19 protein-coding genes are annotated in these 20,167 nt (G+C 64.4%); 4 read left to right on the forward strand and 15 right to left on the reverse strand.

All coding sequences use genetic code 11. From position 1 onward, the window contains the following. Positions 1-59: 59 nt before the first annotated feature. From urtD to H045_RS23835, 15 genes are all read right to left on the reverse strand, one after another. Positions 60-893, reverse strand: a complete 834-nt coding sequence (urtD, locus tag H045_RS23765; protein WP_032871113.1) for an urea ABC transporter ATP-binding protein UrtD — start codon at positions 891-893, stop codon at positions 60-62. Continuing rightward, positions 890-1,957 (reverse strand): urea ABC transporter permease subunit UrtC, encoded by a 1,068-nt coding sequence (gene urtC / locus H045_RS23770; RefSeq protein ID WP_003236132.1) that lies wholly within the window; start codon positions 1,955-1,957, stop codon positions 890-892. Before urtC ends, urtD begins: the two co-directional genes overlap by 4 nt. Continuing rightward, a complete protein-coding gene (gene urtB / locus H045_RS23775) occupies positions 1,957-3,459 on the reverse strand; it encodes an urea ABC transporter permease subunit UrtB (RefSeq protein ID WP_015373654.1) in 1,503 nt (500 codons plus the stop codon). Before urtB ends, urtC begins: the two co-directional genes overlap by 1 nt. Before the next feature lie 124 nt (positions 3,460-3,583). Next, positions 3,584-4,849 (reverse strand): urea ABC transporter substrate-binding protein, encoded by a 1,266-nt coding sequence (urtA, locus tag H045_RS23780; protein ID WP_003236128.1) that lies wholly within the window; start codon positions 4,847-4,849, stop codon positions 3,584-3,586. 282 nt (positions 4,850-5,131) lie between these two features. After that, positions 5,132-6,142 (reverse strand): FecCD family ABC transporter permease, encoded by a 1,011-nt coding sequence (locus H045_RS23785; protein WP_015373655.1) that lies wholly within the window; start codon positions 6,140-6,142, stop codon positions 5,132-5,134. Then, complete coding sequence (locus H045_RS23790; protein ID WP_015373656.1) at positions 6,139-7,086, reverse strand: ABC transporter substrate-binding protein; 948 nt, start codon at positions 7,084-7,086, stop codon at positions 6,139-6,141. The genes H045_RS23785 and H045_RS23790 overlap by 4 nt, the downstream gene beginning before the upstream one ends. Then, positions 7,083-7,871 carry an ABC transporter ATP-binding protein gene (locus H045_RS23795; RefSeq protein ID WP_015373657.1) on the reverse strand — a complete coding sequence of 263 codons (789 nt, stop codon included), beginning with the start codon at positions 7,869-7,871 and terminating at the stop codon, positions 7,083-7,085. The genes H045_RS23790 and H045_RS23795 overlap by 4 nt, the downstream gene beginning before the upstream one ends. Before the next feature lie 125 nt (positions 7,872-7,996). Next, positions 7,997-10,105 carry a TonB-dependent receptor gene (locus tag H045_RS23800; protein WP_015373658.1) on the reverse strand — a complete coding sequence of 703 codons (2,109 nt, stop codon included), beginning with the start codon at positions 10,103-10,105 and terminating at the stop codon, positions 7,997-7,999. 148 nt (positions 10,106-10,253) lie between these two features. Continuing rightward, on the reverse strand, positions 10,254-11,636 hold the full coding sequence (locus H045_RS23805; RefSeq protein WP_015373659.1) for a PepSY-associated TM helix domain-containing protein: 1,383 nt from the start codon (positions 11,634-11,636) through the stop codon (positions 10,254-10,256). Positions 11,637-11,780: 144 nt separating this feature from the next. Next, on the reverse strand, positions 11,781-12,170 hold the full coding sequence (locus H045_RS23810; protein WP_003236117.1) for a DUF2946 domain-containing protein: 390 nt from the start codon (positions 12,168-12,170) through the stop codon (positions 11,781-11,783). Between the two features lie 11 nt (positions 12,171-12,181). Further along, positions 12,182-12,655 (reverse strand): copper chaperone PCu(A)C, encoded by a 474-nt coding sequence (locus H045_RS23815; protein WP_003236115.1) that lies wholly within the window; start codon positions 12,653-12,655, stop codon positions 12,182-12,184. A 47-nt stretch (positions 12,656-12,702) separates the two neighbouring features. Continuing rightward, on the reverse strand, positions 12,703-13,098 hold the full coding sequence (locus H045_RS23820; protein WP_015373660.1) for a DUF2946 domain-containing protein: 396 nt from the start codon (positions 13,096-13,098) through the stop codon (positions 12,703-12,705). A gap of 218 nt (positions 13,099-13,316) precedes the next feature. Beyond that, positions 13,317-13,640 carry a helix-turn-helix domain-containing transcriptional regulator gene (locus tag H045_RS23825; RefSeq protein WP_015373661.1) on the reverse strand — a complete coding sequence of 108 codons (324 nt, stop codon included), beginning with the start codon at positions 13,638-13,640 and terminating at the stop codon, positions 13,317-13,319. Positions 13,641-13,755: 115 nt separating this feature from the next. After that, a complete protein-coding gene (locus H045_RS23830) occupies positions 13,756-14,481 on the reverse strand; it encodes a cobalt-precorrin-6A reductase (RefSeq protein ID WP_015373662.1) in 726 nt (241 codons plus the stop codon). Further along, positions 14,478-15,683: a bifunctional cobalt-precorrin-7 (C(5))-methyltransferase/cobalt-precorrin-6B (C(15))-methyltransferase gene (locus H045_RS23835; protein WP_015373663.1), complete on the reverse strand. Its 1,206-nt coding sequence runs from the start codon at positions 15,681-15,683 to the stop codon at positions 14,478-14,480. Before H045_RS23835 ends, H045_RS23830 begins: the two co-directional genes overlap by 4 nt. Positions 15,684-15,721: 38 nt before the next feature. Between H045_RS23835 and cobG the strand changes: the two genes are divergently transcribed. The 4 genes from cobG to cobJ are packed head-to-tail and all read left to right on the forward strand — an operon-like array spanning position 15,722 to position 20,046. Then, complete coding sequence (cobG, locus tag H045_RS23840; RefSeq protein ID WP_041931569.1) at positions 15,722-17,059, forward strand: precorrin-3B synthase; 1,338 nt, start codon at positions 15,722-15,724, stop codon at positions 17,057-17,059. Continuing rightward, a complete protein-coding gene (locus tag H045_RS23845) occupies positions 17,052-17,678 on the forward strand; it encodes a precorrin-8X methylmutase (protein WP_003236104.1) in 627 nt (208 codons plus the stop codon). The genes cobG and H045_RS23845 overlap by 8 nt, the downstream gene beginning before the upstream one ends. Next, a complete protein-coding gene (locus H045_RS23850; RefSeq protein WP_003236102.1) occupies positions 17,678-18,409 on the forward strand; it encodes a precorrin-2 C(20)-methyltransferase in 732 nt (243 codons plus the stop codon). The genes H045_RS23845 and H045_RS23850 overlap by 1 nt, the downstream gene beginning before the upstream one ends. After that, positions 18,409-20,046 carry a precorrin-3B C(17)-methyltransferase gene (cobJ, locus tag H045_RS23855; protein ID WP_041931685.1) on the forward strand — a complete coding sequence of 546 codons (1,638 nt, stop codon included), beginning with the start codon at positions 18,409-18,411 and terminating at the stop codon, positions 20,044-20,046. The genes H045_RS23850 and cobJ overlap by 1 nt, the downstream gene beginning before the upstream one ends. Positions 20,047-20,167 lie beyond the last annotated feature (121 nt).

Genomic DNA, 20,167 nt, shown 5'->3' on the forward strand with positions numbered 1-20,167 from the left:
CCTCAAATCGCGCTGGTGCCTGGCCTCTGTGGCGAGCAGGTGTGCATACCACCCACTGTTCAGCGACCGAGATAAACCTCGATCACCCGCTCGTTTTCCTGTACCTGTTCCAGCGACCCTTCGGCCAGCACGCTGCCCTGGTGCAACACGGTGACGTGATCGGCGATCGCGCCGACAAAGCCCATGTCGTGTTCCACCACCATCAGCGAATGCTTGCCTGCCAGGCGCTTGAACAGCTCGGCGGTGAACTCGGTTTCGGCATCGGTCATGCCCGCCACTGGCTCGTCGAGCAGCAACAGTTGCGGGTCCTGCATCAGCAGCATGCCGATTTCCAGAAACTGTTTTTGCCCGTGGGACAGTAAGCCGGCCGGGCGCTGCATCGAAGCGGTCAGGCGAATGGTATCGAGCACTTCCTCGATGCGGTCCTTCTGCTCGCCACTCAGGCGCGCGCGCAGGCTGGCCCAAACCGACTTGTCAGTCTTCTGCGCCAGCTCCAGGTTTTCGAACACGCTGAGCGCTTCGAACACCGTGGGCTTCTGGAATTTGCGGCCGATGCCAGCCTGGGCGATCTGCACTTCGCTCATGCGGGTCAGGTCCAGGGTTTCGCCGAACCAGGCCTTGCCGTGGCTGGGGCGGGTCTTGCCGGTGATCACGTCCATCAGCGTGGTCTTGCCCGCGCCGTTGGGGCCGATGATGCAGCGCAGTTCGCCAACGCCGATGTACAGGTTCAGCTCGTTGAGCGCCTTGAAACCATCGAAACTGACGCTGATGTCCTCCAGCGTCAGGAGGGTGCCGTGACGGGTATTGAGGCCCTTGCCTGCGGCTTGGCCGAGGCCGATGGCATCGCGGCCGCTGCCCGCATCGAAAATAGGTTCCAGCATGACGTTCCTCATTTTTTCAGCAGCCCGATCACGCCCTTGGGCAGGTACAGGGTGACGATGATGAACAGCGCCCCGAGGAAGAACAGCCAGTATTCCGGGAAGGCCACGGTGAACCAGCTCTTCATGCCATTGACCACGCCGGCGCCGAGCAACGGCCCGATCAGCGTGCCGCGTCCGCCCAGCGCCACCCACACGGCGGCTTCAATCGAGTTGGTCGGCGACATTTCGCTGGGGTTGATGATGCCCACCTGCGGCACATACAACGCGCCGGCCAGGCCGCACAACACCGCGCTCAACACCCACACGAACAGCTTGAAACCGCGCGGGTCGTAGCCGCAGAACATCAGACGGTTTTCGGCATCGCGCAGGGCGGTCAGCACCCGGCCGAACTTGCTCTGCGCCAGGCGCCAGCCGATGTACAGGCTGGCGATCAGCAGCAGCACGGTGGTGATGAACAGCACCGCGCGGGTGCCGGGCTCGGTGATGCCGAACCCGAGGATGCTGCGGAAATTGGTAAAGCCGTTATTGCCGCCAAAGCCGGTCTCGTTGCGAAAGAACAACAGCATTCCGGCAAAGGTCAGCGCCTGGGTCATGATCGAGAAATACACGCCCTTGATGCGCGAGCGAAACGCGAAGAAGCCGAACACCAGCGCGAGCAGTCCGGGCGCCAGCACCACCAGGCACAGGGCCCAGAGGAAGTGATTGGTGCCGACCCAATACCAGGGCAATTGGGTCCACGACAAAAAGGTCATGAACGCCGGCAGTTCATCGCCAGCGGCCTGGCGCATCAGGTACATGCCCATGGCATAACCGCCCAGCGCAAAAAACAAACCGTGACCGAGGGACAGCATCCCCGCGTAGCCCCACACCAGGTCCAGCGCCAGGGCGACAATGGCGTAGCAGAGAATCTTGCCCACCAGCGTCAGGGTGTAGGCCGACACATGCAGCGCGTTATCGGCAGGCAAAAGCGACAGCAGCGGCAGCGCCAGCAGCACAGCGAGGATCACTGCACCGACGGCAATCGTCACTCTGGGGCCGGCCTTTTGCGTGGCCGTGAGCATCAATGGCTGGTTCATCAGTCGATCACCCGTCCTTTCAGTGCGAAGAGTCCCTGCGGACGTTTCTGGATAAACAGAATGATCAGCGCGAGGATCAGGATTTTTCCCAGCACGGCGCCGATCTGCGGTTCCAGAATCTTGTTGGCGATGCCCAGGCCGAACGCGGCCATGACGCTGCCGGCCAACTGGCCGACGCCGCCCAATACCACCACCAGGAACGAGTCGATGATGTAGCTCTGGCCCAGGTCGGGCCCGACGTTACCGATCTGGCTCAGCGCCACGCCGCCCAGGCCTGCGATGCCCGAGCCGAGGCCAAAGGCGAGCATGTCCACGCGCCCGGTGGGCACGCCGCAGCAAGCGGCCATGTTGCGGTTCTGGGTGACGGCGCGCACGTTGAGGCCCAGGCGCGTCTTGTTCAGCAGCAGCCAGGTCAGCACCACCACGAACAGCGCGAAGGCGATGATCACGATGCGGTTGTAAGGCAGCACCAGGTTGGGTAGCACCTGGATGCCGCCCGACAACCACTCCGGGTTCGACACTTCGACGTTCTGCGCGCCGAACACCAGGCGCACCAGTTGGATCAGCATCAGGCTGATGCCCCAGGTGGCGAGCAGGGTTTCCAGCGGGCGGCCATAGAGGTGACGAATCACCGTGCGCTCCAGCGCCATGCCGATGCAGGCGGTGACGAAGAATGCCACCGGCAGCGCAATCAGCGGATAGAACTCAATGGCGGCGGGCACGTAGCGCTGCATCAGCAACTGCACCACATAGGTGGAGTACGCGCCGAGCATCAGCATTTCGCCGTGGGCCATGTTGATCACGCCGAGCAGGCCGAAGGTGATCGCCAGCCCCAGCGCGGCCAGCAGCAGGATCGAGCCCAGGGACATGCCGCTGAAGGCCTGGCCGAGAATCTCGCCGACCATCAGCTTGCGTTTGACCTGGGCCAGGCTGGTCTCGGCGGCGGTGTGCACGGCGGCATCGGTTTCCACGCCGGGAGCGAGCAATGCTTCAAGGCGGGTACGGGCCAGCGGGTCGCCGGTGCCGCCGAGCAGGCGCACGGCGGCCAGGCGCACCACCGGGTCGTTGTCGACCAGTTGCAGGTTGGCCAGGGCCAGGCTGAGAGCGGTGTGCACGTTCTCGTCGGTCTCGGCGGCGACCTGCTGGTCGAGGAATTTGAGTTGCGCAGGCACGGCGCTTTTTTGCAGGGTACGGGCGGCCGCCAGGCGCAGCTTGGGGTCGGCGGCGAGCAATTGCTGGCTGGCCTGTACGTTGTCGATCAGGCCGCGCAGGCGGTTGTTCAGGCGCACGGTTTTGGTTTCGCCGTTGAGGGTGAGCTGGCCTTGTTGCAGGGCGTCGACCAACTCGATGCGCGCCGGGTCAGGCTGGGCGGCCCAGCTCTGGAGGAGTTTGGCTTGTTGCATCGGGTTAGCGTTGATGAAGTCTTCGGCGTCGCTGGCGTGTGCGGCGAGGGGCAGCCACAGCAGGGCGGCGAATATAAGGCGGTGCAGGGCAGTGGGCATAGTCTTGGGCCTTGCTCGAACAAATGTGGGAGCTGGCTTGCCTGCGATCGCGGTGCATCAGACCGACCGAGGTGTCTGCATAGCAGGCAAGCCAGCTCCCACAGGGTTGGGAACGATCGGCGGCTTAGTTGCTCTTCACCGCGTGATCCGGCTTCTTGTCATTGCCCGGAATGTAAGGGCTCCACGGCTGTGCGCGGATCGGCTCTTCGGTCTGCCACACCACCTGGAACTGCCCGTCGGCCTGGATCTCGCCGATCATCACCGGCTTGTGCAGGTGGTGGTTGGTCTTGTCCATGGTCAGGGTGAAGCCGGACGGCGCGGCGAAGGTCTGGCCAGCCAGGGCTTCACGCACTTTGTCGACATCGGTGGAGTTGGCTTTCTCCGCCGCTTGCGCCCACATGTGGATACCCACGTAGGTGGCTTCCATCGGGTCGTTGGTCACGGCTTTGTCGGCGCCCGGCAGATTGTGTTTCTTCGCGTAGGCTTTCCAGTCGGCCACGAATTTCTTGTTCACCGGGTTCTCCACCGACTGGAAGTAGTTCCAGGCGGCGAGGTTGCCCACCAGCGGCTTGGTGTCGATGCCGCGCAGTTCTTCTTCACCCACCGAGAACGCCACCACCGGTACGTCGGTGGCTTTCAGGCCCTGGTTGGCCAGCTCTTTGTAGAACGGCACGTTGGAGTCGCCGTTGACGGTGGAGATCACAGCGGTCTTGCCGCCTGCGGAGAATTTCTTGATGTTGGCGACGATGGTCTGGTAGTCGGCATGGCCGAACGGGGTGTAGACCTCTTCGATGTCTTTATCCGCTACGCCTTTGGAGTGCAGGAACGAACGCAGGATTTTGTTTGTGGTGCGCGGGTACACGTAGTCGGTGCCCAACAGGAAGAAGCGCTTGGCGCTACCGCCTTCTTCGCTCATCAGGTATTCCACTGCCGGGATCGCTTGCTGGTTGGGCGCCGCACCGGTGTAGAACACGTTCGGCGACATCTCTTCGCCTTCGTATTGCACCGGGTAGAACAGCAGGCCGTTGAGTTCTTCGAACACCGGCAACACCGATTTGCGCGACACCGAGGTCCAGCAGCCGAACACCACGGCGACCTTGTCCTGGGTCAGCAACTGGCGGCCTTTCTCGGCGAACAGCGGCCAGTTCGACGCAGGGTCCACCACTACCGGCTCCAGCATCTTGCCGTTCACGCCGCCCTTGGCGTTGATCTCGTCGATGGTCATCAGCGCCATGTCTTTGAGCGAGGTCTCGGAGATGGCCATGGTGCCCGACAACGAGTGCAGGATGCCGACCTTGATGGTCTCGGCGGCTTGCACGGTCCAGGTCAGGCCCATGGCGACGATGGAGGCGGAAAGAGTGAAAGCCTTGATCAAGCTGCGACGCTTCATGGTGCGATCTCCGAAGACTCATGGTGTTGTAAGGGGCAGATGCAGGAGGCTTTGCAAGGGGTGTGCCTAGTCGCATAACCGCCCGCGGCCCTTGCCCGGCTCGAATGCAGGGCAGCGCCGCGCACCACAAGCGGGCGAGTGGCGCAGGCGGTGCGCGCAGGCGCGCCACAATGGCGCGCACTCGCTATGTAGCGACTGACGCGTGCCGGTTGGGTGGACAGTAGGGGGGATCTTCCATGCCATGGTGGCGTGGACGGCGGACCGCGAGTACGGGGTGAGGCCCTAACGCTTGCGCATCAAGCCGATAAAGAACAGCCCGCCAATCGCCGCCGTGGCCACGCCAATCGGCAGGTCCTCGGGGGCGATCAGGGTGCGTGCGGCCACGTCCACCCACACCAGAAACAGGCTGCCCAGCAGTGCGCACACCGGTAGCAGGCGGCGATGCTCGGCGCCTACCAGACGCCGCGCGATATGCGGCACCATCAGCCCGACAAAGCCGATGGAGCCGCTAATGGCCACCAGCACGCCGGTCATCAGCGAGGCCACCAGAAACACCTTCAGGCGCACCGTGCGTGCGTTGAGGCCCAGGGTCACGGCGGTCTGTTCGCCGGCCATCAGCGCGTTCAGCGGCCGGGCCATGCCCAGCAGAATCAGCAGGCCCAGCAGCACCGTGGCGGCGGGAATCGCCAGCAGCTCCCAGCGCGCCAAACCGAGGCCGCCGAGCATCCAGAACATCACCGCCGACGCCGCGCGGTGGTCGCCCATGAACAGCAGCAAATTGGCGGCGGCCATCATCACAAAGGACACCGCCACGCCGCACAGCAACAGGCGATCACTCTCCAGCCGGCCATTGCGACTGGCCACCGCCAGCACCACCAGCATGCTCGCCAGCGCGCCGATGAACGCCGCGATGGGCAAAGTCAGCAAACCGATGATTTCCCCCACATGCAGCACCACGATCACCGCGCCCAGCGTGGCGCCCGAGGTCACGCCGAGCAGGTGCGGGTCGGCCAGTGGGTTGCGCGTGACCGCCTGCAACACCGCGCCGATCAGCGCCAGGCCCGCGCCCACCAACGCGCCGAGCAACATGCGCGGCACGCGAATCAGCCAGACAATATGTTCCTGCCCGGACGGCCAGTTCACCTCGCCGAATCCAAAGGCCTTGTGCAGCAGGATGCGCCACACCACGTCCACCGGTACCCGCGCCGGGCCAAAGCCCAGCGAGACCACGCAGGACACCAGCAACAGCGCGCCGAGTGCGGCGAGCAACAGGGCGTAGCGACGGCTGATCATTCGCCGTGAAACCCCTTGGCCAGGGTTTCCACTGCCTGCACGTTGTCGATGCCCGGCGTGGCCTGCACGTACGGAATCACGATAAAGCGCTGGTTCTTTATCGCGTCCACCCCTTGCAGCGCGGGATTATTGAGCAGGAATTGCTCCTTCTGGTCGGCCGTGACTTCGCTGTAGTCGACGATCACGATCACCTGGGGATTGCGCTCCACCACGGTTTCCCAGTTGACCCGGGTCCAGCTGGCGTCGACGTCGTTGAGGATATTGCGCCCGCCTGCGGCGGCGATCAGCGCCTGCGGCATGCCCAGGCGCCCGGAGGTCATGGCGCGGTCCTCGCCGCTGTCGTAGAGAAACACGCGAGGCTTGTCGGCGGGCAGGTCTTTTTGCACCTCGGCGACCTGCGCCTGCATTTGTGCGATCAGCCCATTGGCGCGGTCCTGCACGTCGAAGATCTTGCCCAGGTTGCGCAGGTCGTTGTAGGTGTCGTCCAGCGTCGCCGCCTTGCGTTTCATCACGAACGCGCAGGACTCGGTCAGCTCGTACACGTTGATGCCCAGGGGTTGCAGGGTGGCGGGCGTGAGGTCGCCGCCCACGCGCATGCCGTAGTCCCAGCCGGCGAAGAAGAAATCCACGTTGGCGTTGAGCAGGGTTTCCACCGACGGATACTTGCTCGCCAGTTCCGGCAGGCCGTCGAGGATCGCGGACATCTCGGGAGTGACCGACTTCCAGCCAGTGACGCCGCTGTAGCCGGCCATGCGCGACTTCAAGCCCAGGGCGAGCATCATCTGGGTCATGTTGATGTCATGGCTGACGGCGTGCTGCGGCGCTTCCTGGAAGGTCACGTTGCGGTTGCAGCTCTTGATGGTCACCGGGTAATGGGTGGCCTCGGCGAACGCCTGGGCGGTGCCGAACAGCAGGGCGAGAGACAGCAGGGAGCGCAGGATCATGGTTGGGTTATCCAGGTGATTCGGGGGTAGCCGGACAAAGGGTGAGTGTCGATCAAGGCCTGCACGCCAAAGACGTCGTGCAGCAGTTCGGTGGTGAGGACTTCATGGGGCGTGCCGCTGGCGATGATGCGGCCGTGATCGATCACGTACAGGCGATCACAGAACGCGGCGGCCAGGTTCAGGTCGTGGATGCTGGCCAGGGTGCCGATGTTCAGGCGCTTGACCAGGCGCAACAGCTCCAGTTGGTAACGCGGGTCGAGGTGGTTGGTCGGCTCGTCTAGAATCAGCAGGTGCGGCTCCTGGGCCAGGGCACGGGCGAGGATGACGCGCTGCTTTTCGCCGCCGGAGAGGGTGGCGAAGGCGTGGTCTTCGAAGCCGCTCATGCCGACCGATTCGAGCATGCTGCACACCAACTGCCGGTCGTGCACGGTATCGCCGTCGAACAGGCCCTTGTGGGGCGTGCGGCCCATGGCGACCACTTCGTCGACGCGCAGGCCGAAGGCATCGGGGAATTCCTGCAGCACCACGGCGATGCGTCGCGCGCACCACTTGGCGCTTTGCTGCCACACGTTCTGGTGCTGCAGCAGCACGTCGCCCTGGTCCGGTTTGCTGAAGCGGTAGGCGCAGCGCAGCAGGCTGGTCTTGCCGCTGCCATTGGGACCTATCAGCCCCACGAACTCACCCGAGGCGACGTGCAGGCTGGCGTCACACAGGTGGAACTGGTGATGACAGCTGCCGTGGTCCCGTGGGGTCCAGGTGAGGTGGGCGAGGCTCAGTGCGGTCATGGTTTTCTCTGGTGCAAGGCCGATCAAATGTGGGAGCTGGCTTGCCTGCGATAGCGGTGCATCAGACTGACCGAGGTGTCCGCATCGCCTGCAAGCCGGTTCCCACAGGGGGTGTGTTGTGGCGGTTAGAAGGTGTAGTCCGCCGTGACAAACAGGGAACGTGGCTCGCCGAGGATCCACTGTTGGCCGTCGTTGTATTGGCTGACGGCGTAGGTGCGGTCGAACAGGTTGTTCAGTTGCAGGCCCAGCGTCGTGTCGCGCAGCGCTTTCCATGACACGCTGGCGTCCACCACGGTGTAGCTCGGCAGTTCGTTCTGGTTGGCCATGTCGGCATAACGCGCGTCGACATACCGCACGCCGGCACCGGCGCGGATGTTATCGCTCAAGGCCTTGCTCAGCCACAGGTTGGCGGTGCGGCGCGGCACGTCCACCGGGCGGTTGCCGTCGCGCGATACCTGCACGCCGCCGACGTCCTGCTGGAAGTCGTCGTACTGCGCACGAACGAGGGCGGCGTTGGCTTGCAATTGCCAGGCATTGGGCAGTTGCAGGTCGAGGCTGGCTTCCAGGCCGCTGGAGGATTGCTGGCCGACTTGCTGCTTGAGGTTCGGGTTGCCCGGAACGTCGGTCAGCAGCTTCTTTTTCACGATGTGGTAGGCCGCCAGGGTCCAGTCGCCACCTCCGTTCCAGAACGCTTGCTTGATGCCGATTTCGCTTTGTCTGGCCGTGGACAGGTCGAACTGCTGCTGGCCCGGGCTCAGTGAGATCAGGCCGCCGACGCCGTCGGTGCTGGTGGCGTACTGGCCGTAGACCGAGGTGTCCGGCGTGATCGCATACACCAGTCCGGCCTTCCAGTTGTTTCCGGTAAGGGTTCTGCTTGTTTGGCTGCCAACGCGCAAGTCATCGCGATCGACATGGGCGTAGTCGCGGCGAATGCCGGTGATCAGTGCAAGCTGGTCGGTGAGCTGCAGGCGGTTCTCGGCAAAACCTGCGACGGTTTTAGTGGTGGTGGCGAACAGCGGTTTGAACGGATCGGCGCTGGCGAACGGCCCTGGTTGCGGGTGGTTCACGTCGATGGGCTGGCCGTTGGCAAAGGTGTCGTCAAACGGCGAGTTGCTGGCCAGGCGAAAGCGGATGCGGTTGTACTCAATGCCGGTCACGGTCTGGCTGTCGAGACCGAACATTGCGTGCTTGAAGGTGAAGATCTGGCGATCACCCACCTGTTCCTGATTGTGCTTGATGCCGAAGTTGCCGCTGCGGGTGAGTTGGCCGTTGGTGAAGTTGTAGTTCTCGGCGTTCTGCCAGCGGCGCTGGTTTTTCAGGTAGAACAACTCGTTGGTGGCGCTGACGCTATCGTTGATCTGCCACTCGCTGGTCAGGCGCGTCCACTGGTCGTTGTAGTGCTGTGTGTCATTGCTGACGTTGTAGTTCCTGTCGCGCAGGCCCTTGTGCAACTGGCCATTGATCAACGGGGTGCCGAAGTAGTTTTGCGGTTGCTGGTCGCCGTAGTCGCTGGCGAGGGTAAAGCTCAGGGTGTCCGCCGCCTGCCAGCGCAGGGCTCCGCTGACGAAGTCGCTGGCCGAATCGCCACGGTCGATGAAGCCGTTGCTGCGCAGGCGGTTGAGGTTGAGGCGGTAGCTCAGCGTGTCGGTCAGTGAGCCGCCGCTGTCGAGGGCTTGCTGTTGGCGGTCGTAGGAGCCATAGCCAAGGCGCACATGGTTTTCGATTTCGCCTTCGAACGGCTTTTTCGGCACGGTATTGATCACCGCGCCGGTGGCGCCTTCGCCGTACAGCACTGAGGCCGGGCCGCGCAGCACGTCCACGCGTTCCACCGACCAAGTGTCCATCGGGAAGGTCGAGGTGCCCATGCCCATGTACATGCGGTTGCCGTCGTACAGCTGCATCACCGAACCCTGGCCGGTAAAACCACGGGCTGACAACGAGGTGCCGCCGTCGCCCGGTGAGCCTGTGCGGCTGATGCCGGTGGCGCGGGAGATGGCGTCCTGCACACTGGCATCGCCACGCTGGCGAATCTGCGTGCCGGTCTGGCTTTCGACACTGCCCGGGGTTTGCAGGGCGGTGAGGTTGAGGCGCGAGCCGGCGGTGGTCGGGGTGTTCAGGTCGACGCGTTCGTCATCCACGGCGGGCGCGGTGACGGGGCTGGCGGGCAGGGTCAGGGCCTGGGCGCTGTTGTGCAAGGCGAGCAGGCACAGGCCGGACGCTAGGTACTTGTTCATCGGTCGATCAGTCTTCCTGGGGTGTGCTCGCCGCAGTGCGCGGCGAGCAACGATAACGCACAAAGTGTTATAAGTTAACACTTATAGGCTGCGTGACTAAGGTCCGTGCAGCCTATACAAGCCTTGTGGCGTGGGCATCTCGCCGGATTCATGCGGAACCTGAGGCCGACTCACCTTGGGCAAACAGACACGACAGTACCAGGCGATCCAGTACCCACACGGCGATCAACGAAGCGCCCACCAACGGAAAAATGATCGCCAGGCCGAGCATGATCAGCATCGCGGTTTTCCATTTCGGCAGGTCATGGCGCAGCGGCGGAACACCGAGGCCACCCAGGGGCCTGCGCTTCCACCAGATCACCACGCCACTGACCGCGCTGAGCAGAATCATCAGGCAGATCAGCAGGACGATCAGTTGGTTGACCCAGCCGAACATCTTGCCCTCGTGCAGCATCACACCGGTCTCGGTGGCGCGTGCAGCCAAGTTGTAGTGCTGCCAGCGCACGTCGGCGAGAACCTTGCCGGTGTACTGGTCCACGTGCAGGGTGGCGTCATTGCGCGGGTCGTCGGCGAACACCGAGACCGTGAACACGCCCGTGGCCGTGGTAGGGAAGGTGATGCTGTAGCCGGGTTCGACCTTGCGCGCAGTGGCCAGGTCGACCACCTGTTGCAGGCGCACGCTGGGCGCGGCGGGGCCTGCGTGCGTGGCGCCGTGGTTCATGTGTTCGGCATGGTCGCCGGACATCGGCATCGGCGTGTTTTCCATGGCCCAGGGCACCGTCTGCTGGCTGGCAGTGTTGAGGATGCGCGCCTGCTGGTCGGACTGCGGCACGTTGTTCCACATCGCCGCCGGAAAGGTGTTCCACAGGTCGGCGTATTGCTTGCCCCAGAAGCCGGTCCAGGTCATGCCGCTGAGCAACATCACCAGCAGGAAGGCCGCGCCCCAGAAACCGGCGACGGCGTGCAGGTCGCGCCACAGCAGGCGACCCCTGGCGTTCAGGCGGGGCCACAACACCCCGGCCGATGACTGGCCGCGCGGCCACCACAGGTACAGGCCGGACACCACCAGCATCACGCCCCAGCCTGCGGCAAGTTCCACCAGGCGGTCGCCGGTCGTGCCGATCATCAACTCACCGTGCAGCGCGCGGGCGATGGCTTGCAGGTTGTATTTGGCGTCCTGTTCGCCGAGTACGTTGCCGCGATAAGGGTCGACGAACACGGTGATTTCACGGCCGCCGTTATGCATGACGAACTGCGCGCTGCGAGTGGCGTCGGACGGTGGCAGGTACTTGCTGATCGTCGCCAGCGGGTAAGCGGCCCTGGCGCGCTGCAATTGTTCGTCGGCGCTCAAGGCGTGCTCGGCGCTGTCTACGGTGAGCAGGTCGGCGTACATCAGCGGGTCGAGCTGGGGTTTGAACAGGTAGATGAGGCCGGTGAGGGCCAGCAGCACCATGAACGGCGCCACGAACAGGCCGGCGTAGAAGTGCCAGCGCCAGGCGAGGTTGTAGAAGGATACTTTTTGGGTGGTCATCAGGGGCTCCGCAAGCCTTTGAATGTTGGATGCCAGTTGGCCGTCATCGGGAGTAAGCCCCTCCCACAGTTGATCTGTGAATACATTCAACAGATGGGAGGGGCTTGCTCTCGATGCTTTTAAGAAGCACTGGGTGTAAAGGGCTTATGCGGCAGCGGGCGGAGCGCGGCTACGGGCGCCGGGGAAGGTATTTTGCCGGGCATGGCCCAGGCGCGGGGCGGGGATGATTGCGCCTGTCGGCGGCGGCGTGTCGAGGGCGACCCAGGACATGCCGCCGGGCAGAGCGGGGCAACTGAACAGCAGGTCGCAATAGCCGCATTTTGCCCAGAGTGCGTGATGGTCGTCGGGGGCTTGAGGGTGGTGGGATTCGCCGTGGTGTGCCGGCATGTCCATGGACATGCTGGCGTGATGATTCATCGGCATCGCCTGGGAAATCAGCGGGCCGATAAAGATCATCAACATGGCGAACAGGCTGACCCAACTGCCGCGTGCGAGGCGGTGGCGTGCAGACAACCCGGCGCGAGGGGCGCCCATCGATCAGCGACCTATTGAATGTGGTTGTGCGCGTGAGGCGGTGCCTTTTGCACCGACACCTGCACCTCGACCTTGCCGGCCTTTTCGAAGGTCAGGGTCAGCGGGAAGTGCTCGCCATCGGCCAATAAACTGCGGTCCTTGAGGCCCAGCAGCATCACGTGATACGCCATGGGTGCGAAGGTCAGCTCGCCCTTGGCCGGCACCGCGACGCTGGTCACCTGCTGCATCTTCATCAGGTCACCCTGCATCACATGCTCATGCAACTCGGCCTTGTCGGCCACGGGGGTGTCGACGCCGAGCAGGCGGTCCGGGGTTTTGCCGTCGTTATGAATCACGAAATACGCGGCGACAGTGGGCGCATTCGGTGGCAGCTCCTGGGACCAGGGATCGCTGACCAGTAGTTCGCCGGCCTTGTAGTCGTCGGCATTGGCGGCGCTGAACACCGGCATCAGCAAGGCGGCCAGCAACAGGGAAGATTTGAGCATGACAGTTCTCCAGAACGGTTTTGAACGCAGTTCACATGCGAAGCCAATCAAACCGTGGGAGAGGCGCGGGGGTTAAGGCTCGGCCATTGACCGCGCGGGGCGGGGGCTTGCAGCGACGGCGGTGCCAGGCCCTGCGAGGTTTCAAACCGTGTGACATACAACGGCGGCACATGCCCCGGCAGCGCCACCCATGGCGTCGAGCCCGAGCAGCACCAGCAATGCTGCATCGTGGAGTGATCGTCCTGCTGCGGCGCCGGGATTTCCAGCTTGCCCAGGGCGAGGGTCTCTAGGCTTGCGCCAGTGGACGAACAGAACCCGCCCCAGAACAGCTGCTTGATCGGATCGTGCGTCGGCTGCATCGCACTGGCCAGCGGCATGGCAAACGCATTGAAGAGCACTGCAAGGCAGGCGATCCAGGCAAGTGCAAAGCGGTGATGGGCCATGGTGGACAATCCGTGGGGGGTAAGCGATCGGGCGGGTATTTAGCCTGATCGGGGTGGATAAGTAAAAAGCGCTGGTGTGGTCTCGCAGGGTTTGAGGATAGACGGGGTATCACCGCAACGCAGGCCCGCTATTGAGGCTCGCTCAGCATTGGAGTGGTCAGGCACGTTTAACGTGGCTGACACGCCGCCATGGGAAGCAGTCCCCTCCCGCCTTTTGGCTATGCAGTGGGAACGCCATGGACCTGTATGTTCACCCCTAAAGCTTTTCTAATCACTGCGAAAATCGCCGCGAGGTTGTCCATGCTTGGGTTGCCGCTGGCTGAAAGCATCCGATGCAGGCTTTTACTGGGCTTGGCGGTTTCTTTCGCGAGCCCTTCGAAGCCGACTGTGGCGTTGACCAGATCACGCAGAATGACGCGTGAAATCTCCGGCTCGCCATTAAGGAAAAGCGTAGCGGCCTCATCAAGGAGAGCTTGAGCAAATTCAGGATCGCGCTGAGCACGTTCGGCGATGGTGTGTTTATAGCTGCGGGTTAACGCCATGCTGGTTACCTCTTTTGCTTCAATTTCTTGTCTAGCTGATGACGATTGATCAACGATTTGACCTCTCTGAGATCGCGCCTTTGACTGGACTTGTCTACGCCACCAAGCAGGATGATTAAGCGGGGAAATTTGCCAACGCGATGAGTGTTTCTTCAGGCGACAATAGTTCCAGGTCCACGGTTGCCAACACTGGCCGCCTCAACACCAGCACCGGCACCCCCAACTCCCGCGCCACCTCCAGCTTTGGCTCGGTGGCCGTGCTGCCACTGTTTTTGCTGATCAGCACATCAATTTGCCGCCGCGCGAACAACTGGCGCTCATCCTCGAGTAAAAACGGACCCCGCGCGCCGATCACTTCGCAGCGTTCATTGCCCGGGTACACCTCCAGTGCGCGCAGGGTCCAGAACTGGTGGGCAGGGATTTCATCAAGGTGCTGCAACGGCTCGCGGCCCAGGGTGAACAACGGTCGCTTGAACGGTTTCAACGCTTCGGCCAACTGCGTCCAGTCACCGACTTCGCGCCAGTCATCCCCGGCCTGCGGCTGCCACGCGGGACGTCGCAGCGCCCAGCACGGCACCCCGCAGGCGCGTGCCGCCTGGGCCGCGTTGTGGCTGATCTGCGCCGCATACGGGTGGGTGGCGTCGAGAATCAGACTGATGCCTTCAGCGCGAACAAACTGCGCCAGGCCGTCCGCCCCGCCATAGCCCCCCACGCGCACCTGGCAGGTCAAGTCAGTGGGCACGCGCCCGACCCCTGCCAGGCTGTAGATATGCGGCGGCCCTAACGTGCGCGCGATGGCCAGCGCTTCGGTCACGCCGCCCAGCAGCAGAATCCTGTTCATAACGGCTTGACCACGTCCAGCAGGGTGATCGGCAGCGCCTGGCGCCATGTATCGAATTCCCCCAACGGCTGCGCCTGGGCCACATGGATGCGCGTGAGTTCGCCGCCATGCCGGGCTCGCCAGTTCATCAGGGTCATTTCGCTTTGCAGGGTCACCGCATTGGCGACCAGCCGTCCGCCCGGGCGCAAATGCTGCCAGCAGGTTTCCAGCACGCCCTCGCGGGTGACGCCGCCGCCGATGAAGATCGCGTCCGGTGCCTCAAGTCCCGTCAGGATCTCCGGCGCCTTGCCGCGAATCAGTTGAAGACCGGGCACGCCAAGGGCATCACGGTTGTGTTCGATCAGGCCCTGGCGCCCGCTATCGGCTTCAATCGCCAGCGCGCGGCAGCTGGGGTGCGTGCGCATCCATTCGATGCCGATGGAGCCGCTGCCCGCGCCCACGTCCCACAACAGTTCGCCGGGCGTCGGCGCGAGGCGGGCGAGGGTCATGGCGCGCACGTCGCGTTTGGTCAGTTGGCCGTCATGCTGGAACGCCGAATCCGGCAGGCCGGCCAGGCGTGACAGGCGCGGCGTGTCGCCGCGGGCCTGGCAGTCGATGGCGACCAGGTTCAAATCGGCGACCCGGGCGAACGCCCACGACTGCGCCAGCCCATCAATGCGCTGCTCATCCGCGCCGCCCAAGTGTTCAAACACGCTCAGTCGGCTCGGTCCAAACCCGGCCTGCGTCAACAGCGCGGCGATCAAGCCAGGGCTGCTGCCGTCGTTGCTCAGCACCAGCAAACGCACGTCGCTGGCCAGATAGGCATTCAGTGCTGCCAACGGCCGAGCGACGACGGACAGCGTCACCACATCCTGCAATGGCCAGCCCAGCCGCGCCGCCGCCAGTGAGACGGAGGAAGGTGCCGGCAACACCAGCAGCTCATCCACCGCCACCTGTCGCGCCAGGCTGGCGCCCACGCCGTAGAACATAGGGTCGCCACTGGCCAGCACGCACACCGGCTCACCGCGCTGCGCCAGCACCGGTTCCAGGGAAAACGGGCTCGGCCACCGCTGTCGTTCGCCGCGGATACACACCGGCAGCAGGTCCAACTGGCGCTGAGCACCTATAATCCGCGTGGCGCGCAACAGGGCGTGCCGGGCGTTTCTGCCCAGCCCCTTGAAGCCGTCTTCACCGATGCCTACAACCGTCAGCCAGGGCGACATATCCATTCCTTGAGCGACATCCGACGGGCAGGCTTTTCATGCCGCCGGACAAAGCAGGCATAATACCGCGCCTTTACCCGTCAACCGGTAGCCCCGTGAACCCATCGCCCGCCCTGAACACCTTGCGCCCCTCGGCTTGTCCGGGGTTGCTGCGTATCGTCCAGGCGTTGGATGGCGGCATCTGCCGGATCAAACTGGCCGGCGGCTCGATCACCGCAATGCAAGCCCACGCCGTGGCGGACGCGGCCCGGGCCTACGCGGGCGGCGTGATCGAGGCAACCAACCGCGCCAACCTGCAGGTTCGCGGGATCGGTGCCGAGCAGGACGCCCTGATCGCGGCCCTGCTGGCCGCAGGCCTTGGGCCCAATAACGCAGCGGGCGACGACGTGCGCAACCTGATGCTCAGCCCCAGCGCCGGCATCGACCCGCAGATGCTGCTCGACACCCGCCCGCTGGCCGCGCAGATTCTCGCTACCCTGGAAAACCATCCGCGCTTTCATGAGCTGTCGGCCAAGTTCGCCGTGCAACTGGACGGCGGCGAAGCGCTGGCGATGCTCGAACACCATCACGACTTGTGGCTGTCGGCGTTTGAGCAGGACGGCGATACCTTGCTGGCGTTCGGTCTGGCCGGATGCCCGGGGCGGGATGCGCCACTGGCCGCCGTGCGCCTGGAGCAGGGGCATGCCCTGGTGGTCGCGGTGCTGGAAGCCTTCCTGGCGCTGGCGACGGCGCAACAAACGCGCATGCGTCATCTGGTTGTGGATAACCTAGTGAGCCGTCTGAGCCTGCCGCTGCTGCCGGCGAAGGGTTTCAAGCGCCCGGCCAGTGGCGCCTTGCGGCACCTGGGCAGTTATCCACAGCGCCAGGACAACCGGTATTACGTCGCCGTCGTTGCCCCCTTGGGTCGACTGGATTCGAAGATGCTCCACGGTGCCGCGCAACTGGCCAGTGAATACGGCGACGGCACCTTGCGCTTCACGCCCTGGCAAGGCGTGCTGTTGCCCAACCTCACCCAACCTGAAGCGGTGACTGCAGGTTTGGCGCAGCTGGGCTTTCTGTATTCCGCCGCCCAACCCCTGGCCCGCGTGATCGCCTGCACCGGTTCCAGCGGCTGCGCCAAGGGCCTGGCCGACACCAAGACCGATGCCCTTGGCCTGCCGCCCGGCCATGACGTGCACCTGTCCGGCTGCTCGCGCTCCTGCGCCGCCGCGCACACCGCGCCGGTCACTTTGCTGGCGGTGAGCCCCGGCCACTACGACCTCTATTTTCGCGATGCAGCCCAGCCGGGTTTCGGCCGGCTGCACGCGCGCAACCTTTCCATTGAAGCGGCGAGCGCCGTGTTGCGCGCTCGTCCACGGAGCAACACCGATGATTGATTACATCCGCGACGGTCAGGAGATCTATCGCAACTCCTTCGCCATTATTCGCGCGGAAGCCAACCTGGAGCGCATCCCGGCCGACCTGGAAAAGCTCGCGGTGCGGGTGATTCATGCGTGCGGCATGGTCGACGCCATCGACGGCCTGCAGTTTTCCGAAGGCGCCGGCAAGGCCGGGCGCGAGGCTTTGGCCGCCGGCGCGCCGATCCTGTGTGACGCGCGGATGGTCTCCGAAGGCGTGACCCGCACGCGTCTGCCTGCCAACAATCAGGTGATCTGCACCCTGCGTGACGACAGCGTGCCGCAGTTGGCGCGCGAATTGGGCAACACCCGTTCTGCCGCCGCGCTGGAGCTGTGGCGCCCGCACCTGGAAGGCAGCGTGGTGGTGATCGGCAACGCACCGACCGCGCTGTTTTACCTGCTGGAGATGCTCGATGCCGGCGCGCCGAAACCGGCGCTGATCCTCGGCTTCCCCGTTGGCTTTGTCGGCGCCGCCGAATCCAAGGCGATGCTCGCCGCCGACAGCCGTGGCGTGCCCTTCGTGATCATGCAGGGTCGCCTCGGCGGCAGCGCCATGGCCGCCGCCGCCGTCAATGCGCTTGCCACGGAGGTGGAGTGATGCCGGCACGCGGACGCTTGATTGGCCTGGGCGTCGGCCCCGGCGACCCGGAGCTGATCACTGTCAAGGCGCTGCGCCTGCTGCGCGAATCGCCGGTGGTGGCGTACTTCGTGGCCAAGGGCAAGAAGGGCAACGCGTTCAGTATCATCGAGGATCACCTGGTGCCCCAGCAGACGCTGATGCCGCTGGTGTACCCGGTGACCACCGAAGCACTGCCGGCGCCGCTGTCCTACGAAGAGGTGATCAGCGATTTCTACGACACCGCCAGCCTGCACGTGGCGGCGCATCTGGACGCCGGCCGCGATGTGGCGGTGATCTGCGAGGGCGATCCGTTCTTCTACGGCTCCTACATGTACCTGCACGACCGCCTCGCCGAGCGCTACGAAGCGCAGGTCATTCCCGGCGTGTGCTCGATGCTCGGCGGCGCTTCGGTGCTCGGCGCGCCGTTGGTGTATCGCAACCAGAGCCTGTCGGTGCTGTCGGGCGTATTGCCCCATGAAGACCTCAAGCGCCGTCTGGCCGATGCCGACGCGGCGGTGATCATGAAACTGGGCCGCAACTTCCCCAAGGTGCGCCAGGTGCTGGAAGAGCTGGGGCTCGCTGACCGTGCGCTGTATGTGGAGCGCGCGACCATGGCCAATCAGAAAATCGTGCCGCTGGATCAGGTGGTGCCAATGTCGTCGCCGTATTTCTCGCTGATCATCGTGCCCGGTGAACGGTGGCAAGGGTGATCAATCCTGCGATCGTCATCCTTGGTCAGGGCAGCCTCGCCACTGCGCGCCTTATTCAGCAGGTGTATCCCGGCGCGTTAATCCACGGCCTGGCCGGACGCGTCGAAGGCGCTGACCACGTCTACAGTGAATTTGGCGCCACGCTGCGCCAGCTGTACCAGCAGGGCACGCCGCTGATTGCGCTGTGCGCCGCCGGCATCGTTATTCGCACACTGGCGCCGTTGCTGTTGGAAAAGGGCGAAGAGCCCGCCGTGCTGGCGGTGGCCGAGGACGGCAGTGCGGTGGTGCCGCTGCTCGGTGGCCTGGGCGGTGTGAACGTCATGGCGCGGGACATCGCGGCAGCATTGAACGTGGCGGCGGCGATCACCACCAGTGGCGAGCTGCGTTTCGGCACCTGCTTGCTCAACCCGCCCAAGGGGTATGAGCTGGGGGACCTGGAGCTGGGCAAGCGCTTTGTCAGCGATCTGCTGGCCGGCGAACGGGTGCGCATCGAAGGGGCGGCGCCGTGGTTGGACGAGGCCAACCTGCCCCAGGATCAGCAGGCACATCTGGCGATTCACGTGGGCAGCGCCGCGCGCGCGCCTGCGGCCAATGAACTGCTGATCTACCCGAAAAATGTAAGCGTCACCTGCAAACCGGGTGCGCAGTTGGCTGAGCGGGTTCGCGAAGCGTTGGACCAGGCCGGCGTCGCGCTGCAGTCGCTGGCCTGCCTGTTGGCCAGTGACACGCAGATGGCGGACGCGTCGCTGCACGACGCCGCTGCGCAGTTGGCGGTGCCGCTGCGGTTCGCCAGCGTCAGCCAGGACGCCGATATCGTGATCAACGTCGCCGAGCAGCCGCTGGATCTGGCCCGGGTAGGTCGCGCGCGTGGCCGTGTGGCAGTGATCGGCCTGGGCCCCGGCGCTGCCGCGTTGATGGTGCCAGCGGTGAAAGCCGAGTTGGCGCGCTGCACCGATGTGCTGGGCTACGAGACTTACGTGCGCATGGCCGGGCCGTTCCGCGACGATCAGGTGCAACACTGCACCGACAACCGCGAAGAAATGCAGCGCGCGCGTCACGCTTTCGAACTGGCCGTGCAAGGCCGTTCGGTGGTGGTGGTATCGTCCGGCGATCCGGGGGTATTTGCGATGGCGGCGGCAGTGATCGAGGCACTGCACGAATCCAGCGACCCGGCGTGGCATCAGGTCGACCTGCAGATCTTGCCAGGGGTGTCCGCGTCGCTGGCGACCGCCGCCCAGGCCGGCGCGCCGCTGGGTCATGACTTCTGCATGATGTCGCTGTCGGACAACCTCAAGCCCTGGTCAATCATCGAAAAACGCCTGGACCTCGCGTCCCAGGCTGACCTGGCGTTGGCGTTCTACAACCCGATCTCCCGCGCACGGCCGTGGCAGTTGGGGCGAGCGCTGGACATCGTCGCGCAGCACCGCACGCCCGAAACGCCGGTGGTGCTCGGCCGTGACATCGGTCGACCGGGCCAGACCTTGCGCGTCACCACCCTGGGGCAACTCACGCCCGAGCAGGTGGACATGCGCACCATGGTGCTGATCGGCTCGTCCACCACCTGCACGTTCCCGCGTGCCGGTGGCGGTGAATGGGTGTACACGCCGCGCTGGTACGGCGACAAACCCAACGCCTGATGCCGTGGGAAAGCGCCGATTAATCCTGGGTTTTGCCTCGGGTTATCCGGTGCTTTTTCTTTTTCCATCGACGAAATGTGTGCGACCTGGCGCTGCGCCCCGCAATGGCTGGGCGGCGTGT

The organism is Pseudomonas poae RE*1-1-14 (assembly GCF_000336465.1).
Classification (GTDB): Bacteria; Pseudomonadota; Gammaproteobacteria; order Pseudomonadales; family Pseudomonadaceae; genus Aquipseudomonas; species Aquipseudomonas poae.

Coding starts and splice junctions, on each gene's coding strand:
- urtD (WP_032871113.1), bottom strand. CDS start 893: ATGAGGAACGTCATGCTGGAACCTATTTTCGATGCGGGCAGCGGCCGC.
- H045_RS23800 (WP_015373658.1), bottom strand. CDS start 10,105: ATGAACAAGTACCTAGCGTCCGGCCTGTGCCTGCTCGCCTTGCACAAC.
- H045_RS23810 (WP_003236117.1), bottom strand. CDS start 12,170: ATGGGCGCCCCTCGCGCCGGGTTGTCTGCACGCCACCGCCTCGCACGC.
- H045_RS23805 (WP_015373659.1), bottom strand. CDS start 11,636: ATGACCACCCAAAAAGTATCCTTCTACAACCTCGCCTGGCGCTGGCAC.
- H045_RS23850 (WP_003236102.1), top strand. CDS start 17,678: ATGCCGGCACGCGGACGCTTGATTGGCCTGGGCGTCGGCCCCGGCGAC.
- H045_RS23845 (WP_003236104.1), top strand. CDS start 17,052: ATGATTGATTACATCCGCGACGGTCAGGAGATCTATCGCAACTCCTTC.
- urtC (WP_003236132.1), bottom strand. CDS start 1,957: ATGAACCAGCCATTGATGCTCACGGCCACGCAAAAGGCCGGCCCCAGA.
- cobG (WP_041931569.1), top strand. CDS start 15,722: ATGCCGCCGGACAAAGCAGGCATAATACCGCGCCTTTACCCGTCAACC.
- H045_RS23835 (WP_015373663.1), bottom strand. CDS start 15,683: ATGTCGCCCTGGCTGACGGTTGTAGGCATCGGTGAAGACGGCTTCAAG.
- H045_RS23790 (WP_015373656.1), bottom strand. CDS start 7,086: ATGATCCTGCGCTCCCTGCTGTCTCTCGCCCTGCTGTTCGGCACCGCC.
- H045_RS23820 (WP_015373660.1), bottom strand. CDS start 13,098: ATGGCCCATCACCGCTTTGCACTTGCCTGGATCGCCTGCCTTGCAGTG.
- H045_RS23785 (WP_015373655.1), bottom strand. CDS start 6,142: ATGATCAGCCGTCGCTACGCCCTGTTGCTCGCCGCACTCGGCGCGCTG.
- H045_RS23795 (WP_015373657.1), bottom strand. CDS start 7,871: ATGACCGCACTGAGCCTCGCCCACCTCACCTGGACCCCACGGGACCAC.
- H045_RS23815 (WP_003236115.1), bottom strand. CDS start 12,655: ATGCTCAAATCTTCCCTGTTGCTGGCCGCCTTGCTGATGCCGGTGTTC.
- urtB (WP_015373654.1), bottom strand. CDS start 3,459: ATGCCCACTGCCCTGCACCGCCTTATATTCGCCGCCCTGCTGTGGCTG.
- H045_RS23830 (WP_015373662.1), bottom strand. CDS start 14,481: ATGAACAGGATTCTGCTGCTGGGCGGCGTGACCGAAGCGCTGGCCATC.
- urtA (WP_003236128.1), bottom strand. CDS start 4,849: ATGAAGCGTCGCAGCTTGATCAAGGCTTTCACTCTTTCCGCCTCCATC.
- H045_RS23825 (WP_015373661.1), bottom strand. CDS start 13,640: ATGGCGTTAACCCGCAGCTATAAACACACCATCGCCGAACGTGCTCAG.